19 protein-coding genes are annotated in these 17,274 nt (G+C 62.2%); 3 read left to right on the forward strand and 16 right to left on the reverse strand.

Annotation, left to right across the window (positions count from 1 at the left end; genetic code table 11):
* Positions 1-24: 24 nt before the first annotated feature.
* From QP999_RS02085 to QP999_RS02115, 7 genes are all read right to left on the reverse strand, one after another.
* Positions 25-522, reverse strand: coding sequence for a tellurium resistance protein TerC (locus tag QP999_RS02085; RefSeq protein ID WP_070521085.1), 498 nt, complete (start codon positions 520-522; stop codon positions 25-27).
* Positions 519-1,217 (reverse strand): hypothetical protein, encoded by a 699-nt coding sequence (locus QP999_RS02090; RefSeq protein ID WP_070561588.1) that lies wholly within the window; start codon positions 1,215-1,217, stop codon positions 519-521. Before QP999_RS02090 ends, QP999_RS02085 begins: the two co-directional genes overlap by 4 nt.
* A gap of 10 nt (positions 1,218-1,227) precedes the next feature.
* Entirely contained in the window at positions 1,228-2,205 is a 978-nt protein-coding gene (hemB, locus tag QP999_RS02095; RefSeq protein WP_070521091.1) for a porphobilinogen synthase, read from the reverse strand.
* A 62-nt stretch (positions 2,206-2,267) separates the two neighbouring features.
* Positions 2,268-3,974: a bifunctional uroporphyrinogen-III C-methyltransferase/uroporphyrinogen-III synthase gene (locus tag QP999_RS02100; protein WP_070561583.1), complete on the reverse strand. Its 1,707-nt coding sequence runs from the start codon at positions 3,972-3,974 to the stop codon at positions 2,268-2,270.
* Positions 3,975-4,152: 178 nt separating this feature from the next.
* Positions 4,153-5,043 carry a hydroxymethylbilane synthase gene (gene hemC / locus QP999_RS02105; protein ID WP_070533958.1) on the reverse strand — a complete coding sequence of 297 codons (891 nt, stop codon included), beginning with the start codon at positions 5,041-5,043 and terminating at the stop codon, positions 4,153-4,155.
* Complete coding sequence (locus tag QP999_RS02110; protein WP_154736755.1) at positions 5,044-6,420, reverse strand: glutamyl-tRNA reductase; 1,377 nt, start codon at positions 6,418-6,420, stop codon at positions 5,044-5,046. It lies immediately after the preceding gene.
* Between the two features lie 104 nt (positions 6,421-6,524).
* Positions 6,525-6,764 carry a glutaredoxin family protein gene (locus QP999_RS02115; protein ID WP_070533963.1) on the reverse strand — a complete coding sequence of 80 codons (240 nt, stop codon included), beginning with the start codon at positions 6,762-6,764 and terminating at the stop codon, positions 6,525-6,527.
* Between the two features lie 66 nt (positions 6,765-6,830).
* On the opposite strand from QP999_RS02115, the gene QP999_RS02120 reads away from it, so the two are divergent.
* Positions 6,831-7,886: an HAD-IB family hydrolase gene (locus QP999_RS02120; protein ID WP_230310910.1), complete on the forward strand. Its 1,056-nt coding sequence runs from the start codon at positions 6,831-6,833 to the stop codon at positions 7,884-7,886.
* Here the strand turns inward: QP999_RS02120 and QP999_RS02125 are convergent.
* Entirely contained in the window at positions 7,883-8,461 is a 579-nt protein-coding gene (locus QP999_RS02125; protein WP_070596787.1) for an LURP-one-related/scramblase family protein, read from the reverse strand. The two genes, QP999_RS02120 and QP999_RS02125, sit on opposite strands and share 4 nt — an antisense overlap.
* 195 nt (positions 8,462-8,656) lie before the next feature.
* On the opposite strand from QP999_RS02125, the gene QP999_RS02130 reads away from it, so the two are divergent.
* Positions 8,657-9,892 (forward strand): HNH endonuclease signature motif containing protein, encoded by a 1,236-nt coding sequence (locus tag QP999_RS02130; protein WP_284847556.1) that lies wholly within the window; start codon positions 8,657-8,659, stop codon positions 9,890-9,892.
* A 138-nt stretch (positions 9,893-10,030) separates the two neighbouring features.
* On the opposite strand, the gene QP999_RS02135 is transcribed toward QP999_RS02130, so the two are convergent.
* From QP999_RS02135 to QP999_RS02155, 5 genes are all read right to left on the reverse strand, one after another.
* Positions 10,031-10,132, reverse strand: a complete 102-nt coding sequence (locus QP999_RS02135) for a 30S ribosomal protein bS22 (RefSeq protein ID WP_003855542.1) — start codon at positions 10,130-10,132, stop codon at positions 10,031-10,033.
* Positions 10,133-10,376: 244 nt separating this feature from the next.
* Entirely contained in the window at positions 10,377-10,565 is a 189-nt protein-coding gene (locus tag QP999_RS02140; RefSeq protein ID WP_010189818.1) for a helix-turn-helix domain-containing protein, read from the reverse strand.
* Positions 10,566-10,765: 200 nt separating this feature from the next.
* On the reverse strand, positions 10,766-11,557 hold the full coding sequence (proC, locus tag QP999_RS02145) for a pyrroline-5-carboxylate reductase (protein WP_284847557.1): 792 nt from the start codon (positions 11,555-11,557) through the stop codon (positions 10,766-10,768).
* 202 nt (positions 11,558-11,759) lie between these two features.
* On the reverse strand, positions 11,760-12,599 hold the full coding sequence (locus tag QP999_RS02150; protein ID WP_284847558.1) for an Rv0497 family membrane protein: 840 nt from the start codon (positions 12,597-12,599) through the stop codon (positions 11,760-11,762).
* Between the two features lie 9 nt (positions 12,600-12,608).
* A complete protein-coding gene (locus tag QP999_RS02155) occupies positions 12,609-13,538 on the reverse strand; it encodes a Ppx/GppA family phosphatase (protein ID WP_083306442.1) in 930 nt (309 codons plus the stop codon).
* Positions 13,539-13,571: 33 nt separating this feature from the next.
* On the opposite strand from QP999_RS02155, the gene QP999_RS02160 reads away from it, so the two are divergent.
* A complete protein-coding gene (locus QP999_RS02160) occupies positions 13,572-14,453 on the forward strand; it encodes a DUF3109 family protein (protein ID WP_284847559.1) in 882 nt (293 codons plus the stop codon).
* Here the strand turns inward: QP999_RS02160 and QP999_RS02165 are convergent.
* The 3 genes from QP999_RS02165 to QP999_RS02175 form a co-directional block, all read right to left on the reverse strand.
* Complete coding sequence (locus QP999_RS02165) at positions 14,450-15,148, reverse strand: response regulator transcription factor (protein WP_070521121.1); 699 nt, start codon at positions 15,146-15,148, stop codon at positions 14,450-14,452. The genes QP999_RS02160 and QP999_RS02165 overlap by 4 nt on opposite strands.
* The gene (locus QP999_RS02170) at positions 15,145-16,410 is read right to left on the reverse strand and encodes a sensor histidine kinase (RefSeq protein ID WP_284847560.1); all 1,266 of its coding nucleotides are present in this window, start codon (positions 16,408-16,410) and stop codon (positions 15,145-15,147) included. The genes QP999_RS02165 and QP999_RS02170 overlap by 4 nt, the downstream gene beginning before the upstream one ends.
* A gap of 75 nt (positions 16,411-16,485) precedes the next feature.
* On the reverse strand, positions 16,486-17,235 hold the full coding sequence (locus tag QP999_RS02175) for a phosphoglyceromutase (protein WP_144013775.1): 750 nt from the start codon (positions 17,233-17,235) through the stop codon (positions 16,486-16,488).
* Positions 17,236-17,274 lie beyond the last annotated feature (39 nt).

Below are 17,274 nucleotides of genomic sequence, written 5' to 3' on the forward strand. Positions count from 1 at the left end.
ATCAAAAGTTGGAGTGGGCGCCAATCAGGAATTCTGCGCCCGACGGGCCTTAATGAACGCCGTCGAGTCTGGATGAAAGAGGAAGAAGATTCCCACCATGAGCGCCATCGGAATGAGCAACAAGAGCAGCCCGCCCACGCCGGCAATCAGCGCCGCTATGCTGACGAACATGGCATAGGCGGAAACCGCGGTAATGATGCGGCGCGCCCACACCGAACCGTTTGCTAACTGCGCGGAGCACGCCGCAATGATGACAGCGCTCACCACATGAGAAATGGCAGCAAAGCGCGTATTGAAACGGATATAGCCCACCTGCTCTGGGCTGAGTTCGGGGTTGGTCACCGAGCCATAGGAGCCAAAGAGTCCCACCATTCCGGCGGTCAACATCACAACGGCGGCAACCACAAAGACCCAATAGGAGATGCGCAGCTGGGAAGGCCAGGTGGAAAGATCCTGCTCGCCCTGCTTCTTAGGGCGGCGCGGACGGCGATTATAGTCCGCGGGGCCGGGGCGGTCATTCATCGCTTGCCGTCCTTGTCTCTTTCTTTCTCCTTGTCCTTGTTTTTCTTCTCGCGCTCCTCCAGGTTTTCCTGACGGCGCTGCTCTTCCATCTCCTTGCGCATCTGGCGCATCTGTTCCATCTCGCCGGTGTACTCAAGAACTTCTTCCTTGGAGGAGAAGATCAAGCCCATGACGGCGGCCACGCCGACGAGGATCTGCACGCCGCCATCGAGGACGAACAGCCAGTCCGGAACGCTCGCCCCAGCGGGGCTGCTCATGAAGACGATGAGCACGCGGAAGGCGAAGTAGAGGGAGAAGGCGAACCACAGGCGCCGGCCGGTGCCGGCCGCCGAGGAGTTCTTGTGGATCAAGCCCAGCATGATGCCCAGCAGGACGACGATGGCGAGCGATATCAGCGAGCTGAACGCCACCGAGCCATAGCCCACGAGTTGCACGAGGGCATCGCTGGCGTCCTGCCCAGACTTTTCCGCTGCGGACTCCGCGGTGGTGCGGGCCTGGGCAAAGAGCTCGTCCCGGTTCAGAAGGGTCAGCACGATGCTCAGGACTAGGTGCACCACCTCAAGCACCAAGGCAACGGCCCACACCTTGAGCATGAGGGAAACGGCTTCGGTGCGAGTGGCCTTCTCCTTATCCGGCTCCTTGTCCTGCTTCGCCGGCTTCTGCGCCGACGAAGCCGTGTTCGGGCTGAACGTCACGATTCTCCTTTTACTTGAGCAAGCGGGCGGCGTCCGTGGCGAAGTACGTCAGGATCTGGTCCGCGCCCGCGCGCTTGAACGCAGTCAAGGACTCCAGCATAACGGCCTCACCATCGATCCACCCGTTCTGGGCGGCTGCCTGAATCATCGCATACTCGCCGGACACCTGGTACACGGCTACCGGCACGGAGGAGCGCTCCACGGCACCGGCCAGCACATCGAGGTACGGCAGGCCAGGCTTAACCATGACGATGTCCGCGCCTTCCTCGATGTCCAGGTCCACCTCCAGCATGGACTCGCGGAAGTTGCGCGGATCCTGCTGGTAGGTGCGGCGGTCGCCCTCCAGGGAGGAGCCCACCGCATCGCGGAAGGGACCGAAGAAGGCGGAGGCGTACTTGGCGGAATAGGCCATGATGGCCACGTCCTCGTGGCCGGCCTCGTCGAGGGCCTCGCGGATGGCGGCAATCTGGCCGTCCATCATGCCGGAGGGGCTGACCATGTGCGCACCAGCGCGGGCCTGAGAGCGGGCCATGTCCTGGTAGAGCTCCACGGTTTCATCGTTGAGCACGCGGCCCTTGTCATCGATCACACCGCAGTGACCGTGCGAGGTGAACTCATCGAGGCAGGTATCCGCCATCACGATGAGGTCATCGCCGAACTCTTTGCGCAGCTCGGCAATCGCAACGTTGAGGATGCCCTGCGGGTCCCAAGCCACGGAGCCGGTTGCATCCTTGTCTTCCTCACGCGGCACACCGAAAAGGTCAACGCAGGTCACGCCGGCGTCAAGTGCCTCGTGGGCGGCGCGCTTGAGGGAATCCAAGCTGTGCTGCGCCACTCCCGGCATGGAGGGGATCTCGCGGGCTTCATCCAGACCATCGACGACGAACATCGGGAGGATGAGGTCGGAGGGGCGCAGCGACGTTTCCGCAACCAAGTCCCTAAAAGCCGGGTTCTGACGCAGGCGGCGGGGGCGGCGAGCAATGCTCATGAGTAAAAACTCTCCTTTGAGCTACGAGAAAATCAAAAGTACTTTCTCGACTCTAGTCGCCCCTAATCTGCCTTCCCAGCAGTGGTCGACGCCGACTTCTTGCGCGAGCGGCGCTTCTTGCGCGGAGCAGGCAGGTTGCCGGCGGCGCGGAGGGCGGCGACGTGGTCAGCGAGGGCGTCGACAAGCGTCGGCACATCCGCAACCTCCGGGACCACGTCCACGCGCAGCCCCACCTCCTCGGCCGCCGCCTTGGTGGAGGGGCCGATGCACGCGATGATGGTCCGGGCATGGGGCTTGCCGGCGATGCCGACGAGGTTGCGCACCGTCGACGGCGAGGTAAAGGCCACCGCATCGAAGCCACCGGACTTGATCATGTCGCGGATCTCCGCCGCCGGCGGGGCCGCGCGCACGGTACGGTAGGCCACCACGTCATCGACTTCCCAGCCCAAGTCCAACAGGCCGTTCACCAGAGTCTCGCCGGCGATATCAGCGCGCGGCAGCAACACACGGCCCACGGCGTCGATGTCCTCAACGTAGTTGGGGAAGACCTCCACGAGGCCCTCGGCATTCTGCTTCCTCGCCGGCGGCAGAAGCTCCGGGACCATGCCCTTGGCGCGAATCGCATCGGCAGTCTTCTGCCCCACCGCCGCCAGGTGCACACCGGCGAAGTCGCGGGCATCGAGGCCGAGTTCCGCAATCTTCTTCCACACCGCGCTCACCGCATTGACGGAGGTGAACACGACCCACTTGTAGCGGCCTTCGACGATGCCCTTGATGGCGCGGTCCATCTGCGCCGGGTTGCGCGGCGGTTCCACGGAGATAGTGGGCACCGACTGCGGAATGGCACCGTGACCAGCCAGGCGGGCGCTCATCGCCGCGGCCTGCTCCTTCGTGCGCGGCACGAGCACGCGCCAGCCATAGAGCGAACGGTTCTCCCACCAGGAGTACTTCGAGCGATCATCAAAACTGCGGCCCAGGGTGACCACGAGCTCGCCCGGCAGCTCAGCGTCGAGCTTGCCCAGCGTTCCCAGAGTGGTCTCGTGGGTGCGCTGCAGACGGGTGGTGCCGTGGACGGTGACGTAGGCTTCCGTCTCCGCGGGCATCCCGCGCTCCACCAGCTCGGCGGAAATGACCGGCAGGTCATCTGCCGTGGCCTGCAAAACCAGCGGCTGCGTCGCAGAGGCCAGCGCGTCCCAATCCGCACCTTCGGTGATGTCGGCCTCGGTATAGGTCGCACCGAGAGCAATACCTGCAAAAGACGGAACCGTCGAAGGCAGGGACATGCCCGGGACCACCTGGAATTCCATACCCGCATTGGCCACGGCGGTGATTTCCGCCTTGATGGACTCGCGGTTGAGCGGGTTTCCGGTGACCAGGCGGATCACGTCGTGGCCCTCGGCGCGCTCGAGCGCCTCACGCAGTTGCTTGACAACGTCCCCCGCGGCCTCCTCAAACACCGCTGCCGTCGGCGGAGCCGGGCGCGGCGGCTTGCGGCGCGCACCCGCCTCCTTCGCGGCGGCGCAGATGCGCTCGTACTCCTCCTCGGCGGCATCGAGAAGCTCCTGCGGAACCGGCACCTGCTGCGCCACCATGTCGCGCACGCCTTGGGAAACGGCGGCGTCGGTAACAACGTTGGCTGTCGTCTCCAGAACCTCGCGGGCGCGAACGGTCAGCAGGTCGGGGTTGCCTGGGCCGGCACCGACGAAGACGACTTTGCCCAGATCAGACTTACCCAGCTCAGGCTGGGTATCCGGCACGGCTTTGCTCATAAGGTTCTTTTCTAGTTTGTGGATTCCGAGTGCCCCGGCGCCACGCGTGGCGGGCGCGGGAAATGGAGACAAGAAAGCCCCTCACTCGCGAGTTAAGGGGGCCTAAATCATTGCTCTCAATGATTGTGTGCTAGATACACACTAAAGGAAAAGGCCCCAAAGCAAAAATTACGTGCGATTACTCCGCTGCCAGGAGGTCTGCAGCTCCCTGCGCGAAGAGCTCCTTGGAGACCGCGCGCCCCAATTCTTCTGCCTCGCTGGCCTCGCCCTGGGCCTGAGCGATGAGCTGACGAGAACCATCGAGGGCGAAGACTCCGCCGCGCACGACCAGTTGCTCGCCTTCCCAGTGAGAGACCGCGGCAACCGGCGCGGTGCAGCCGGCTTCTAGCCGGGAGAGCACGGTGCGCTCGGCGCGGGTGGCGGCGGTGGCGGGGGCGTCGGCAAGCAGGGCAATGGCCTGTGCAGCCTCCGTTCCCTTCACTGCCTCGATGGCCAGCGCGCCCTGTGCCGGGGCGGGCATGAAAACCTCCGGGTCGAAGACCTCGGTGGCGCGATCGGCATAGCCCGCGCGCACGAGGCCGGCGTAGGCCAGGAGGACGGCGTCGAGCTCGCCACCGGTGACCTTGCCCATGCGGGTATCGATATTGCCTCGAAGTGGGCGAATGTCAAGGTCCGGGCGCAGCGCCCGCAACTGGCTGATGCGGCGCGGCGCGGAGGTACCTACGCGTGCGCCCTCCGGCAGCTCCTTGAGGGTCAGGCCATCGCGGGCGATAAGCGCTTCGCGGATGTCCTGGCGCTGCGGAACCACAAGGTCGAAGCGTTCGTCGGCAGCCGTGGGCAGATCCTTGAAGGAGTGCACCGCGATCTCGCACTCGCCGCGGGCAACGGCCTCACGCAGGGCCTGCGTAAATACGCCCACGCCGATGCGCTCCACGGGCGCCATGTTGACATCCCCCTGCGTGGTGACGATGTGCAGCTCTGCCTCATAGCCTGCCTGCTGCAGCCACTCCTGCACGTGCCCCGACTGCGTGGTGGCCAGGAGGGATCCTCGGGTGCCGATCGTCAACATCTATGCGTCCTTTTCTTCCTTAGTGCTTTCCGCGGCTTCCATCTGCGCGGCATCCGGCAGCTCCGCCACGTCAATGGCCACACCGCTGCCCTCTAGCTGGAGCCCAAAGAGTTCCTGCAGCGCGGTCTCGTGGCTCACCGTTCCGGAGTTGGCTGCGAGCTTCTTCGCACGAACCGTGGGCTCATGGAGCAGCTTATCTGCAACGCGCTTGAGAGCACGGTTGATGTCTCCCATCTGGCGCTCATCCAGCTCTGGGTGCTTCTGCTCCAGCCGCGCTACCTCGCACTGAACCAGGTTCGCTGCCCGCTTGCGCAGCGCCGATACCGCCGGGACGACGTCGCGGACGCGCTGCTCGGAAGCATAGGCTTCCAGCTCTTCATTGACGATGCGCCGCGCCTGCGCGTGGGGGCTGGTGCCGGCGGCAAGGTCAGTATCGGCCGCCTGCAAAGAATTACTCAGCCTCTCGATGTTAACGAGGTCGACCCCCTCGACATCTGCTACCGCATCATCGATATCGCGCGGCAAGGAGAGATCCACGAGCATGAGCTCGCGGTCGGCCACGTGGTAGCGCTCGACGTCGGCCGCTGAAATGGTGAAATCCTGGGCGCCCGTAGCAGAAATCGCCATGTCCACATCGTGCAAAGCCTGGGCGCGGTGCGCGAACTCAACGACGTCCGCATAGACGCCCGCTTCATGGGCATGTTCCGCCACGCGCTGGGCGCGAGCCAGGGTGCGGTTCGCAATAACCAGGTGTGCTCCCAAGCGCCCCGCGTGGGTTGCCGCTAGCGAGGCCATTGCACCCGCCCCCAAGATCAGCACGCGCTTGCCGTCGAGATCGTCCGTGCCCATGCGGCTCAGGGCCTGATCGAAAGCGAAAGAGACCATGGAGGATCCTGCCTCATCGATCTCGGTTTCGGAATGCACCCGCTTGCCGGTGCGCAGCGCGGACTGGGCCAGCGCGTGGATACGCGGCCCGACGGTTCCCTGCTCGACAGCGAACTGATAGGCGGTACGGACTTGACCGATGATTTGCTGCTCACCTACCACCATCGAGTCCAAGCCCGAGGCCACCATCATGAGGTGCTCAGCGGCGGCGTCGGCATAGCGAACATAAAGGTAGGAGCGCAGTTCTTCCTCCCCCACGCCGGAAACCTCAGCGAGGTTGCGCACGACATCCTGCACGCCGGTGTGGAAGGAATTGGTAACGGTGTAGACCTCCAGGCGGTTGCACGTGGAGATAATCATCGCCTCGCTCAGCGAGCCTGCCGACACCATGGCCCGGCACGTATGGTTCTGCACGGTCTCGTCCATGCTCAGCTTTTCCAGCAGCGCCACCGGCGCCGACTGATGCGACATGCCCACGACGAGCACACTCATGCACTACCCTCCAGTTGTTTATCATCCCTTTGGATGACATAGATCATCCAAAAGACTACTAGCCTTCTGCTTGTTTCCGAAACTCGCGGGAACGCCGAAGAAAACTACTGCGCCAGCGCCTGCGCTAGCTCCTCGTTGTCCACTTCCCAACAGGAGAATTCCTCCCCATCAATCACTACAACGGGGACGCGATCACCATATTCCATGGCCAGCTCCGCATCCTCATCCACCGTGCGCACGTTAAGCTCCGCACCAGCCTGCTGGACCACCGGAGTAATCTGCTCGAGCACTCGCGCGCAGGAGCCACACGTAGTACGCACCATCAGCTCGACGACGTGGGACATAGAAACTCCTCGATAGGACGTAGAACGGTTCGCGGTTTACTATGGACACGTTAGTCTGCCCGCCCTATGAAAGCTGAACTCGTGCCCCTCCCCCTGCCTCCCGGTATGCCCGATTCTCCCCGCGAGTTCCTTGCCAACTGGACCGCAAGCAGGGGAAACCTACGTAACTTCTTGGAGCAACAGGCCTTTGCCCCGCTGGGTGAGGAGCACCAGCGGGCGGCAGGTGAGGCATCGGCAGCTGCGGCGGTGGAACATCTCTTTGGCATTGACCTGGATGCGTTTTCCTCTGGCGTGGATTCCGTCCGGGGATCCTTCGAATCGGCGGGTTCACGCTCCATCACTGAGCCCGACCCAGACATCCCCCAGGACGTTGGCGCCGCCGCCTTCTTCGACGTGGATAACACGTTGATCCAAGGCTCCTCGCTCGTAGCCTTCGCGCTGGGGCTTGCGCGCCGCCGCTACTTCAAGCTTTCTGAGATCCTTCCCATCGCGTGGAAGCAGCTCAAATTCCGCGTCTCCGGTTCGGAGAATGCCGCGGACGTAGCCGCCGGGCGCGTGCAGGCGCTCGAGTTCGTCAAGGGCCGCTCGGTGGATGAGATGGTGGCCCTGTGCGAGAGCATCGTGGACCAATCCATGGCACGCAAGGCCTACCCGGGCACGAAACAGCTAGCCCAGATGCACCTCGATGCCGGCCAGCAGGTATGGCTGGTTACCGCAACCCCCGTGCAGCTGGCGCAGATTCTGGCGCAGCGTTTCGGTTTCACGGGTGCGCTCGGCACCGTGGCGGAAGTAAAAGATGGCCGCTTCACCGGCCGCCTCGTGGGCGATATCCTCCACGGCTCGGGCAAGAAGCACGCCGTGGCAGCACTGGCTACCTTGGAGAACCTCGACCTTGAGCGCTGCACCGCCTACTCCGACAGCTCCAACGACGTCCCGATGCTCTCCATGGTGGGAACCCCCGTGGCCATTAACCCGGATTCCAAGCTGCGCGATATCGCGGAGGAAAAAGGCTGGCTCATCCGCGACTACCGCTCCGTGCGCAAGGCCGTGCGCACCTATGGCCTCCCGGCGCTGGCCACCGCGCTCTTTTCCTATGGAAGCTGGCGCATGGTGCGCCGCTAGCTACTGTTCTGCTGCTTGGTGCGCAGCATATCCATGCACATGACCGCACCGATGAGCCCCGCATGCTGCTGTGGGTCGAGTCCCGGCGCGATGCTGAGTTTGTAGGTATTCTTCCCGGCCAGGAACCGCCCCACGCCCGACCACTCGTTGCGCACTTCCGCTAAGGGCTGCCCTTGGCTGTTGATCTGGATATTCCAATCCCAGACATCGCCTTCGATCTCAATCTCTGGGAAGCCTTCCATCTCCAAGGTCAGGCGCGTCTTTAGCAGGGAGAACTTCTTGGTCACCACTGCCATGGGCTTCTCGACGCCCGGCAAATACACCTCATATGTATCCCGCACGAAGTTCGGCGGATCCTTGATCACCATGAGCGGTTGCTGCGGATTGCCCTGCTCATCCGTGAAGGCAACCTCGAGGCTGCGGGAGGCATTGAAGAACATGTCCTTCATGCTCGACGACTGCACGATGGTGCCCACGGGCACGCCTTGTTCATCGGCGATCAGGAACTGATCCTGCATGAAGGACTTTGTCTGTGAGATAACCAGGTTGTCAAGGGTCAAGAGTCTAGGCAACATAGTTCGCCATCATACGTACGCAGCGGACGCCTGTGGGGCCGGAAGACAATACTCCCCACTGATGCAAAGAGGGCGCTTGTATGTCTCAAATACCTCGAGGAAATACCTACATTCCCCAGGTCATAGTAGATGTCCGGGGCGTGTTTTATAGTGCGCGTAGAACATACAAGCGACACCATAAACCTGGGGGACACCGTGAACACCGCCACTCAAACCGCCTACTTTTCCCATATGAACCCTGACTGCGCCCTCGCCGTGGAGCGCAGCGCCGCCCGCCGCGCAGACTATCGCTCTTGGGTAGCTGCCATGCCAGAGCTCGATGAGGATTTTGATGTTGCGTGCCAGAGGCTCGTCGCCAAGCTTGGCGTCGGTGACTACACCGTGAGTGAATGCTGCCTGGCCGTGCACCGCCTCACGGAGCTACCGCAGGTCAAGGCCCTGCAGGACAGTCAGTTTCTGCTGGATATGAAGGCGCTCATCACCATCGACCGCACCCTGACGAAGCTGGGCAAGCTACCTCCGGAAACGCTCGCGCTTATCGACGATTCCCTGGTCACCTTCTTCACCCCCACCTCCCCGAATCAAGTCTTCCCTACACCGGCGCAGATTGGGCGCAAGGTGCGCGATATTTGCAAGAGCATCAATAAAGCTTTTACCTTCCGCGATTCGCCGAAGAAGGACTCCTATACCTTTACCGATACTGGCGAGCGCGGCATCCTTGAGCTCAACACGGACAGTGCCACGGGGATGATTCTGGATGGCTACATCAAACAGGCGGCGAAGGAGAACGGGCTCTCGCAGGCCGATGCCCTAAAGAACCTCATCGCCGGCAGCATCTCTCCACCCGCGACCATCATTCTGCACACCTACCAAGCCAGTGATATCGACAACGCTCCCACCTTCGTCCAAGGGTACGGATGGACCTCTCAAGACATGCCCGCCACACGCACGCGCGACCTGTCCTCGCAGCCGCCGGAATCAGCCAGCTACATAGCTTCAGAGCTCATCCGCAAATATGTGGAAGGCCGCGATGGCACCTGCCGCGCTCCGGGCTGCAACCGGCCGGCCTACCTGTGCCAGATGGACCACCGCATCAACTATGCCGACGGCGGCGCCACGCACCCGCGCAACCTGGCCAGCCTGTGCCAACACCATCACAATATGAAGACTGATGGGCGCGCGCACTACATCATGGACCCGCACACCGGGGATATCGTGTGGCTCTACGAGGACGGGACGTGGGCCACAACGGAGCCGACCGGCCCGCTGGCAAAGAAAGCGAGGCGGTGGGCGCAGACGGTAGCCCAGAAAATCACGGCCACCCGCGAGCGCGCCCAAGAGGAAGCTGCCCAGCAGGAAGCTAAGGAAGCGCAGGTCGCTGCCAAGGAGCCCCACACTCCGAGCGCACCGCAGGAAGACATTCCGTTCTAAGCGGCTCCGTCGTCTGAAACGACGTCGTGTGAAACGACGGAGAGGTCGTCTGAAATGACGGATAGAAAGGAGAATAGATAGCAGAAACTCCCCGCCACGATCCTAAAAAGGACCATGCGGGGAGTTGCAGGCGAAGCTTTACTTGCCCAGCTTACGACGCTGAACGCGGGTGCGGCGCAGCATCTTGCGGTGCTTCTTCTTGGACATGCGCTTGCGGCGCTTCTTGATGACAGAACCCATAGCAGGTTTCCTCACTTTCGGTATCAGTACGTACGTAACCCGGCCGGCAACGCCTGGAACAAAACCACCCACGGTGCACTCGAGGCGGTCCCCGCAAAACAGGGAGACGCAGGCATGCCAGTGCCGAAACGAATGTTCACTATCTTACCTAGCGGCCTGCCCAGCACCAAAACTAAGGGCAGCGCCCACCGCCGTGGACCGCGAGGGGTCCGCAGTGGTGGGCGCTGCCAGAAAGAGGTGAACGCTAGGCTCCGTATACGGAAGCCTCAAGGTATTCCTTGACGGCGGATTCGTGAACGCGGAACGAGCGTCCCACGCGCACGGCCGGCATGTCACCTGCATGAACCAACCTGTAGACCGTCATCTTGGAGACACGCATGATCTCCGCAACTTCGGCGATGGTCAGGAAAGTTCCCTTATCTTCATTCGTCATAGTTTATTTAACCCTTCAGCACGTGACGCGCTGTAGGCTTCCCCTCCCACAGGACTATCACGCACGCGCTCCTGCCAGCTTAGCGTGAAACCTGTGACTAATGCGACCCAAGAGCTAATTTTTTCCTCTTTCGCACCGCTGCTGCCCATCAAGCCCGTGTGGCAACACGTGCCACAGGGCTCCCAGAGCGACGGGAAGTTTTAGGCAAGTTCCTGCGCACGCTGGGTGCAGGCTTCAGCGGCTCGGAAGAACGCGCCTCGCAGGCCAGACTCCTCGAGCTCACGAAGAGCGGCGGCAGTGGTTCCCCCCGGGGAGGTCACCCCTGCGCGCAAAGCAACCGGATCCTTGCCGGATTCAGCCAGCATCGTTCCGGCGCCTTGGGCGGTACGGGTAGCTAGCTTCTCAGCAACATCGCGGGTGAGGCCGAGCTGCACACCGGCGTCGATCAGCGCCTCCGTGACTAGAAAGTAGTAGGCGGGCGCGGAGCCGGCTAGAGCGGTAGCAGCATCGATGTGCTTCTCCTCAATGACAGCAACCTCGCCGACAGCCTCCAGGAGCTTGACCACGCCGTCGAGATGCTCCTCCGTCACGTGGGTGCCGCCCGCGCAGGTGCACATGCCCTTGCCCACCAACATGGGGGTGTTCGGCATGACGCGGACGACCGGCACGCCCTCCCCAGCGGCCTTCTCCAGGGTCTCGAGAGTTAAGCCGGCTGCCATGGACACAACCACGGCCGTCTGTGGGATGTCGAGGCCCTCAAGAAGCTCCACGATGGCATAAGGCTTCACGCAGGCGAAGATGTAGTCGGCGCCGTCGATAGCCGCGGGGTTATCGCTCGTGACGCTGACGCCGTAGGCGCTCTTCAGCTCCTCGCCGCGCTCAGTGCGGCGGTTGGTCACCACGATGTCCGCGGCATCATAGCCCGCATGCACCAGCCCAGAAACGAGGGCTTCGCCGATTTGTCCTCCACCAAGTACTGCAATTTTTGTCATGCTTTCCAGGGTGCCAGAAAGGCCAGGACGCGGCCACCAATCAACAGGGCTGCTCGCACGCTAACCTCGCACATGCAAAAGGCATCTGCCAGAAGGCGTTTTCTGCCCTGAAGATGCCATTTACAGCAGGATAGATGGCGTTTTCAGGGGCAAAGATACCTTCTGGCAGATGCCTTTGAGAAGATGCCCTTTGGGCTGGTGCTTACATCACCACGAGCAGCGGGCCAAAGGTCAGCACGAGACCGGCCACGGCTGCGAGGAACATGGACAAACCGTCGCGGCTGGTGCGGAGTGCGTGGACGATTCCGACGATGACGCCGGTGACAACAACACCGAGTACCACGACGACCAAGCGGTCAAAGCGGTCCCAGAGAATCTCAAAGCCCTTGAACACGATGGCGCCGAGCACGATGCCCACGAGGGCGAGCAGGACGACGGCGAAGGGGTTGAGCTTGCCCTCGTCCTCCTCGTCATAGTCCTCGTCGTACTCTTCAACATCATGGTCGACTGCCTCGAGTTCACCCGTGGTAAAGGTGTCATCCTCGGCCTTGTCATCGACTTTGTCGTTGGCCTTTGGCTCAACCTTTTCCTCGGTCTTCAGCTCAGCCTTTGGCTCGACCTTTGACTGGGCCTTGTCTTCAGCCTTCTTGGGCTCGTCCTTGACCTTCTGGATTACGCGCGTGTCCTCGTCAGAGGGCTGGGAAGGCTTGGACTCAGATTCGGTTGGCTTCTCCGCAGGGGCGGCGGAGTGAGACTTATCAGCGTCCTTCTGCGGGGCCTCCTGCTGAGGTGTCTCTTGCTGAGGCTTCTCCTTCTTCGGCGCAGGAATAACCGGGGCCGGCTCATCGATGGAGACACTCGAGTGCTTAGCCTCCGCCGGAGTTGCCTTGACCTTTTCGAGATTGCCGGTCAGCTCCGCAACCGAGATGCCGCCTTCGTCAAGGCTCCGGCGATGGCGGCGCGAGCTCTTCTCCTCGCCGGATCGGTCCTTCGCGTTACGGGCCAGCAGCTCCGCAACTGTCAACTGTTTCTTGTCAGCCACGTTTCTTTCCTATTCCAGTCCCTTATCGGTACGGCGCAAAATGACACCTTCTCGGAGAGCCCAGGGGCAGATCTCCAACTTTTCGATTCCCAGGGCACGCATGCTCGCCTCCGCCACTAAAGCGCCGGCGACGATCTGATGCGATCGGGTAGAACTTACACCCTCAAGGTCCGCCCTGTCAGCTGCAGTCATACGGGAAATGAAGGAAATCAGCTGACGCAGGCCCGGCGCAGTGAGCGTGCGTTTCACATAGGGGCCCGCCGAAGACGGTGCAGCACCGGTCAATCGGGCCAGCGTGCGGAAGGTTTTCGAGGTACCCACGGCCAACCCGGCAGGGCCCAGCGCGCGCATTTTATCGGCGACGCCGGCCAGTTCCGCATCGATGTAATCCCGCAGCAGGTTCACCTTGGATTTTTCTGGCGGGTCGGTATCGAACCAGTTGTGAGTCAGACGGCCCGCTCCCAAATCGAGGGAGAAAGCCATTTCCGGATGCTCGTCGGTACCGGTGGACAGCTCCAGCGAGCCACCACCGATGTCGAGGTTGGTAATGCGGCCAGCGGACCAGCCATACCAACGGCGAGCGGCCAGGAAGGTCAACCGAGCTTCCTCCTCGCCCGACAAGATCTCGAGGCGGACGCCGGTTTGTTTCTCAACTTCGTCGAGAACCTTGGCCGAATTAGTGGCCGAGCGCACGGCAGAAGTAGCAAAGGCAATGAACTCGTCACAGCCCAGCTTGTTGCCCAACTCAGCGGCTTCCCCCACGGCGGAGATGAGCTTCTTCATGCCCTTCTCATGGATGTTGCCGTCTTTGTCTAGCTGTTCCACCAGACGCAGCGGGGTCTTCCAATCGCTCATCGGCGAAGGCCGCCCACCGGTTGCGGCATCGACCGCAACGAGGTGGACGGTATTACTTCCGACGTCTAATACACCTAATCGCACGCCTCTACAGTAGTAGGTCTACCGTGGGTAGGTGTGAATCGCCCGAAATCAAAAGAAGTTTACCTGGGTTTTCCGGCCTCCTCCCCCGCGGCGGCTTCCATTATCGCCGGCCGCGAAAAGGCCCCCGACTTCCCCAGAGAGTGGTTCGAATTTACGGATCCGCACGATCCACTCCACGTCTTTTCCATCGACCTGACCTGGCTCGAATCGCACTATGCCTGCCAGTTTGGGACGGAGAGGTGCCACGGCATCGATAAGCAACAGCCCGACGTCGGCTGCTGCGTGCACGGCGCATACATGGCCGATGAGACGGATCGAGAGCAGCTTCGCGACGCCGTCGCCCGCATGCCCGCACGTTTCTGGCAGCACCGCCCAGAGGGGGTAGATGGGTTCCTGAAGCACGGTGAACCCGAGGAACTGGAACCGTGGCTGGAGTGGGATGAGCTCGACGGCGATGATGGCGAGCCGGAACCGGCGCTGAAAACGCCGCTTGTCGACGGCGCCTGTATCTTCGCCAACCGCGCCGGCTGGTCCACGGGCGCGGGCTGCGCTATCCATCAGTGGGCGCTCGACGCGGGGGAAGAGCTCACCGTGGTCAAGCCCGAAGTGTGCTGGCAGCTGCCGATTCGCCGGCACGAAGACTATGAGAAGCGCCCCGACGGGGAGGAAATACTGCGCACCACCATCGGTGAGTACGACCGCCGCGGATGGGGCAACGGCGGCGAGGACTTCGATTGGTATTGCTCGGCCGATCCCTCCTGCCACACCGCGGAAGAACCGCTGTGGAAGTCGCAGAAGACCGAGCTGATCGCGCTACTCGGCGAGGAGTGCTACGAAATCCTGGCCAAGCACTGCGAGGCCCGGGCGCGCTCCGGAGTCGAGTTCCCGCGGCACCCAGCGGACCCTGGCGCTTAAGCCTCGAACTTGTAGCCCAGGCCGCGCACCGTCACGAGCTGCTGCGGGTGGGAAGGCTCGGCCTCGATCTTGGAGCGGAGGCGCTTGACGTGGACGTCGAGAGTCTTCGTGTCGCCCACGTAGTCCGCGCCCCAAATACGGTCGATGAGCTGACCGCGGGTCAGCACGCGCCCAGAATTGCGCAACAGGTACTCAAGGAGATCAAACTCCTTGAGCGGCATGGAAACCGGCTCGCCGGCGACAAGCACGGTGTGGCGCTCCACGTCCATGCGCACGCGGCCGCCTTCCAGAATCTGCTCGTCGGGCTCCTCTTCACCGTGATCGGAAGAGGCATCGTTGCCGCGGCGCAGCACCGCGCGGATGCGGGCGATGAGTTCGCGAGAGGAATAGGGCTTGGTCACGTAATCATCTGCGCCCAGCTCGAGCCCCACGACCTTGTCAATTTCAGAGTCACGCGCGGTCACCATGATCACCGGCACGGAGGATGTCGCGCGCAATTGCTTGCACACGTCCGTTCCGGACATGCCCGGCAGCATGAGGTCCAGCAAGACGATGTCCACGTGGTTCGCTGCGAACTGTTCTAGCGCGCTGGGCCCGTCCGGGGCGAGGAGAACGTCGAATCCCTCCTTTCGGAGGAGGAAGGCGAGGGGATCGGCCAGCGACTCTTCATCTTCAACGATGAGGATGGTGGTCATTGCGCTTTATCCTTTCGACGAGCGGCTACGCGCGCCACGGCGCGCTGTAAACCAGGGGCGGCGGAGCTGACGGCCCCGTCTTCTATATTATCCCGATGAATAAGATTATCTGCTGGCTTTTCTTCCGCGTAGATAGGGAGCTCGATTGTGAACGTCGAGCCAGTTCCGGGGCGTGACCACAGTTTGATATTGCCACCGTGATTAGCCACGACATGCTTCACAATGGCCAGACCAAGGCCGGTTCCACCGGTCTGCCGGGACCGCGCCTTATCCACGCGGAAGAAGCGCTCAAAGACCCGCTTCTGGTCTTCCGGGGCAATGCCTATGCCACGGTCGGTGACGCGGATGTGGACGACCTTTCCGCCGACAACCTTCTGCGTGACCGACACCGGCATCTCATCCGGCGAATAGTGGATGGCATTTGAGATGAGGTTGGAAATCGCCGTGACCAAGAGGGACTTGTCCCCCATGACCTGGACCCCCTCGGAATCACCGCGGGTGAGCTGATTGTGGTGGGAATCGGCAGCGAGTTGGTTGCGGGTGATGGCTTCATCAATGACCTCATCGAGGTCGAGCGGCTCCATCTCCGGGAGGGCCTCCGCCCCCTGCAACTTGGACAGGGAGATGAGCTCGCTGACCATGTCCGCCATGCGCGCCGCTTCCTTCTGCACCTTGCTACCGAAGTACTCGACGTGCTCGGGGTCCCCGGTGTCCTGGAGGAGCGCCTCGGCTAGCAGGGCGATGCCGCCCACCGGGGTCTTCAGCTCGTGCGACACGTTGGCCACGAAGTCACGACGAGCGGATTCCATGCGCACCGATTCGGATTCGTCGGTGCCGTAGACGATGACGAAGCGATCATCGTTGAGCGTCAGCGGCTGGACCACTGCGCGCACCTGAATCACGCGGTTGCCGGTGCGCCGTTTGGGGATAGCAAGGTCCAGCGTGCGGGTCTCTTTGTCTTCGAAGACCTCTTCCGCGACCTTCCAAATGTCGGGGTTCACCGCGCGGTCGTGCACCATCGACATTTCATGGGCAGCGGGGTTAGAGAAGATGACCTCTTTCGTGCGCGAAAGCACAGTCATTCCAGATGGGGAACCACCCACGGCTAGGTGCAGAACCTGGCTAACACTGGTGACCTGGTTAGCGTCTGCATCGCGGACGCGGCGGCGCTCCATCCGTTCACGGATCCGGGTGATCACCGGTATGGCCAGGCCGCAGGCCACCACACCGGCGAGGAAAGCGAGTACCAGTTCCACAATCATTCACACCCCTAGAAAGAATCCCCAAGGAGTATAGGCTCCCTGGGGATCGTGCGCAGCACGCAGCTTCCTGGGCGGTTATTTCTTTCCGCCCTGGGCAGCCACGGCAGCGGCGCCGGCAGCAGCAGCTTCCGGATCCAGGTACGTGCCGCCCGGGTTCACAACCGAACCGTCCTCGGTGATCTCGTAAACCAGCGGGATACCGGTCGGAATATTGAGGCCGGCAATCTCCTCATCGGAGATCTGGTCTAGGTGCTTGACCAGCGCACGCAGGGAGTTACCGTGCGCGGCGATGAGAACGGTCTCGCCCTTCTTGGCGCGCGGAAGGATCTCCTCCTCGAAGTACGGGACGAAGCGCTCGACGACATCCTTCAGGCACTCCGTACGCGGAACCTGATCCAGGTTGGCGTAGCGGACGTCGTTGGCCTGGGAGTACTCGGAAGAGTCCTCCAGCTCCGGCGGCGGGGTGCCGTAAGAACGGCGCCATGCCATGAACTGCTCCTCGCCGTACTTATCCTTGGTCTCTGCCTTGTTAAGGCCCTGCAGGGCGCCGTAGTGGCGCTCGTTGAGGCGCCAGTCGCGCACAACCGGGATCCAGTGGCGGTCAGCCGCGTTGAGTGCAATATTGGCGGTGCGGATGGCACGGCGCAGCAGGGAGGTGTAGACGATATTCGGCAAGATGCCCTGTTCCTTGAGCAGCTCGCCGCCACGCTTGGCCTCGCCCTCGCCCTTGGCAGTGAGGTTGACGTCAACCCAACCGGTGAACTGGTTGGACTCGTTCCATTCGGACTGTCCGTGTCGAAGTAGAATCAGCTTTCCGTTACTCATAAACACCAGCATGCCACGTTTTTCGACAGCGCGTCAGGT

The organism is Corynebacterium sp. MSK004, assembly GCF_030232515.1.
Taxonomy (GTDB): domain Bacteria; phylum Actinomycetota; class Actinomycetes; order Mycobacteriales; family Mycobacteriaceae; genus Corynebacterium; species Corynebacterium hesseae.

Coding starts and splice junctions, on each gene's coding strand:
- QP999_RS02085 (WP_070521085.1), bottom strand. CDS start 522: ATGAATGACCGCCCCGGCCCCGCGGACTATAATCGCCGTCCGCGCCGC.
- hemB (WP_070521091.1), bottom strand. CDS start 2,205: ATGAGCATTGCTCGCCGCCCCCGCCGCCTGCGTCAGAACCCGGCTTTT.
- QP999_RS02100 (WP_070561583.1), bottom strand. CDS start 3,974: ATGAGCAAAGCCGTGCCGGATACCCAGCCTGAGCTGGGTAAGTCTGAT.
- hemC (WP_070533958.1), bottom strand. CDS start 5,043: ATGTTGACGATCGGCACCCGAGGATCCCTCCTGGCCACCACGCAGTCG.
- QP999_RS02110 (WP_154736755.1), bottom strand. CDS start 6,420: ATGAGTGTGCTCGTCGTGGGCATGTCGCATCAGTCGGCGCCGGTGGCG.
- QP999_RS02115 (WP_070533963.1), bottom strand. CDS start 6,764: ATGTCCCACGTCGTCGAGCTGATGGTGCGTACTACGTGTGGCTCCTGC.
- QP999_RS02120 (WP_230310910.1), top strand. CDS start 6,831: ATGAAAGCTGAACTCGTGCCCCTCCCCCTGCCTCCCGGTATGCCCGAT.
- QP999_RS02125 (WP_070596787.1), bottom strand. CDS start 8,461: ATGTTGCCTAGACTCTTGACCCTTGACAACCTGGTTATCTCACAGACA.
- QP999_RS02135 (WP_003855542.1), bottom strand. CDS start 10,132: ATGGGTTCTGTCATCAAGAAGCGCCGCAAGCGCATGTCCAAGAAGAAG.
- QP999_RS02140 (WP_010189818.1), bottom strand. CDS start 10,565: ATGACGAATGAAGATAAGGGAACTTTCCTGACCATCGCCGAAGTTGCG.
- proC (WP_284847557.1), bottom strand. CDS start 11,557: ATGACAAAAATTGCAGTACTTGGTGGAGGACAAATCGGCGAAGCCCTC.
- QP999_RS02165 (WP_070521121.1), bottom strand. CDS start 15,148: ATGACCACCATCCTCATCGTTGAAGATGAAGAGTCGCTGGCCGATCCC.
- QP999_RS02170 (WP_284847560.1), bottom strand. CDS start 16,410: ATGATTGTGGAACTGGTACTCGCTTTCCTCGCCGGTGTGGTGGCCTGC.
- QP999_RS02175 (WP_144013775.1), bottom strand. CDS start 17,235: ATGAGTAACGGAAAGCTGATTCTACTTCGACACGGACAGTCCGAATGG.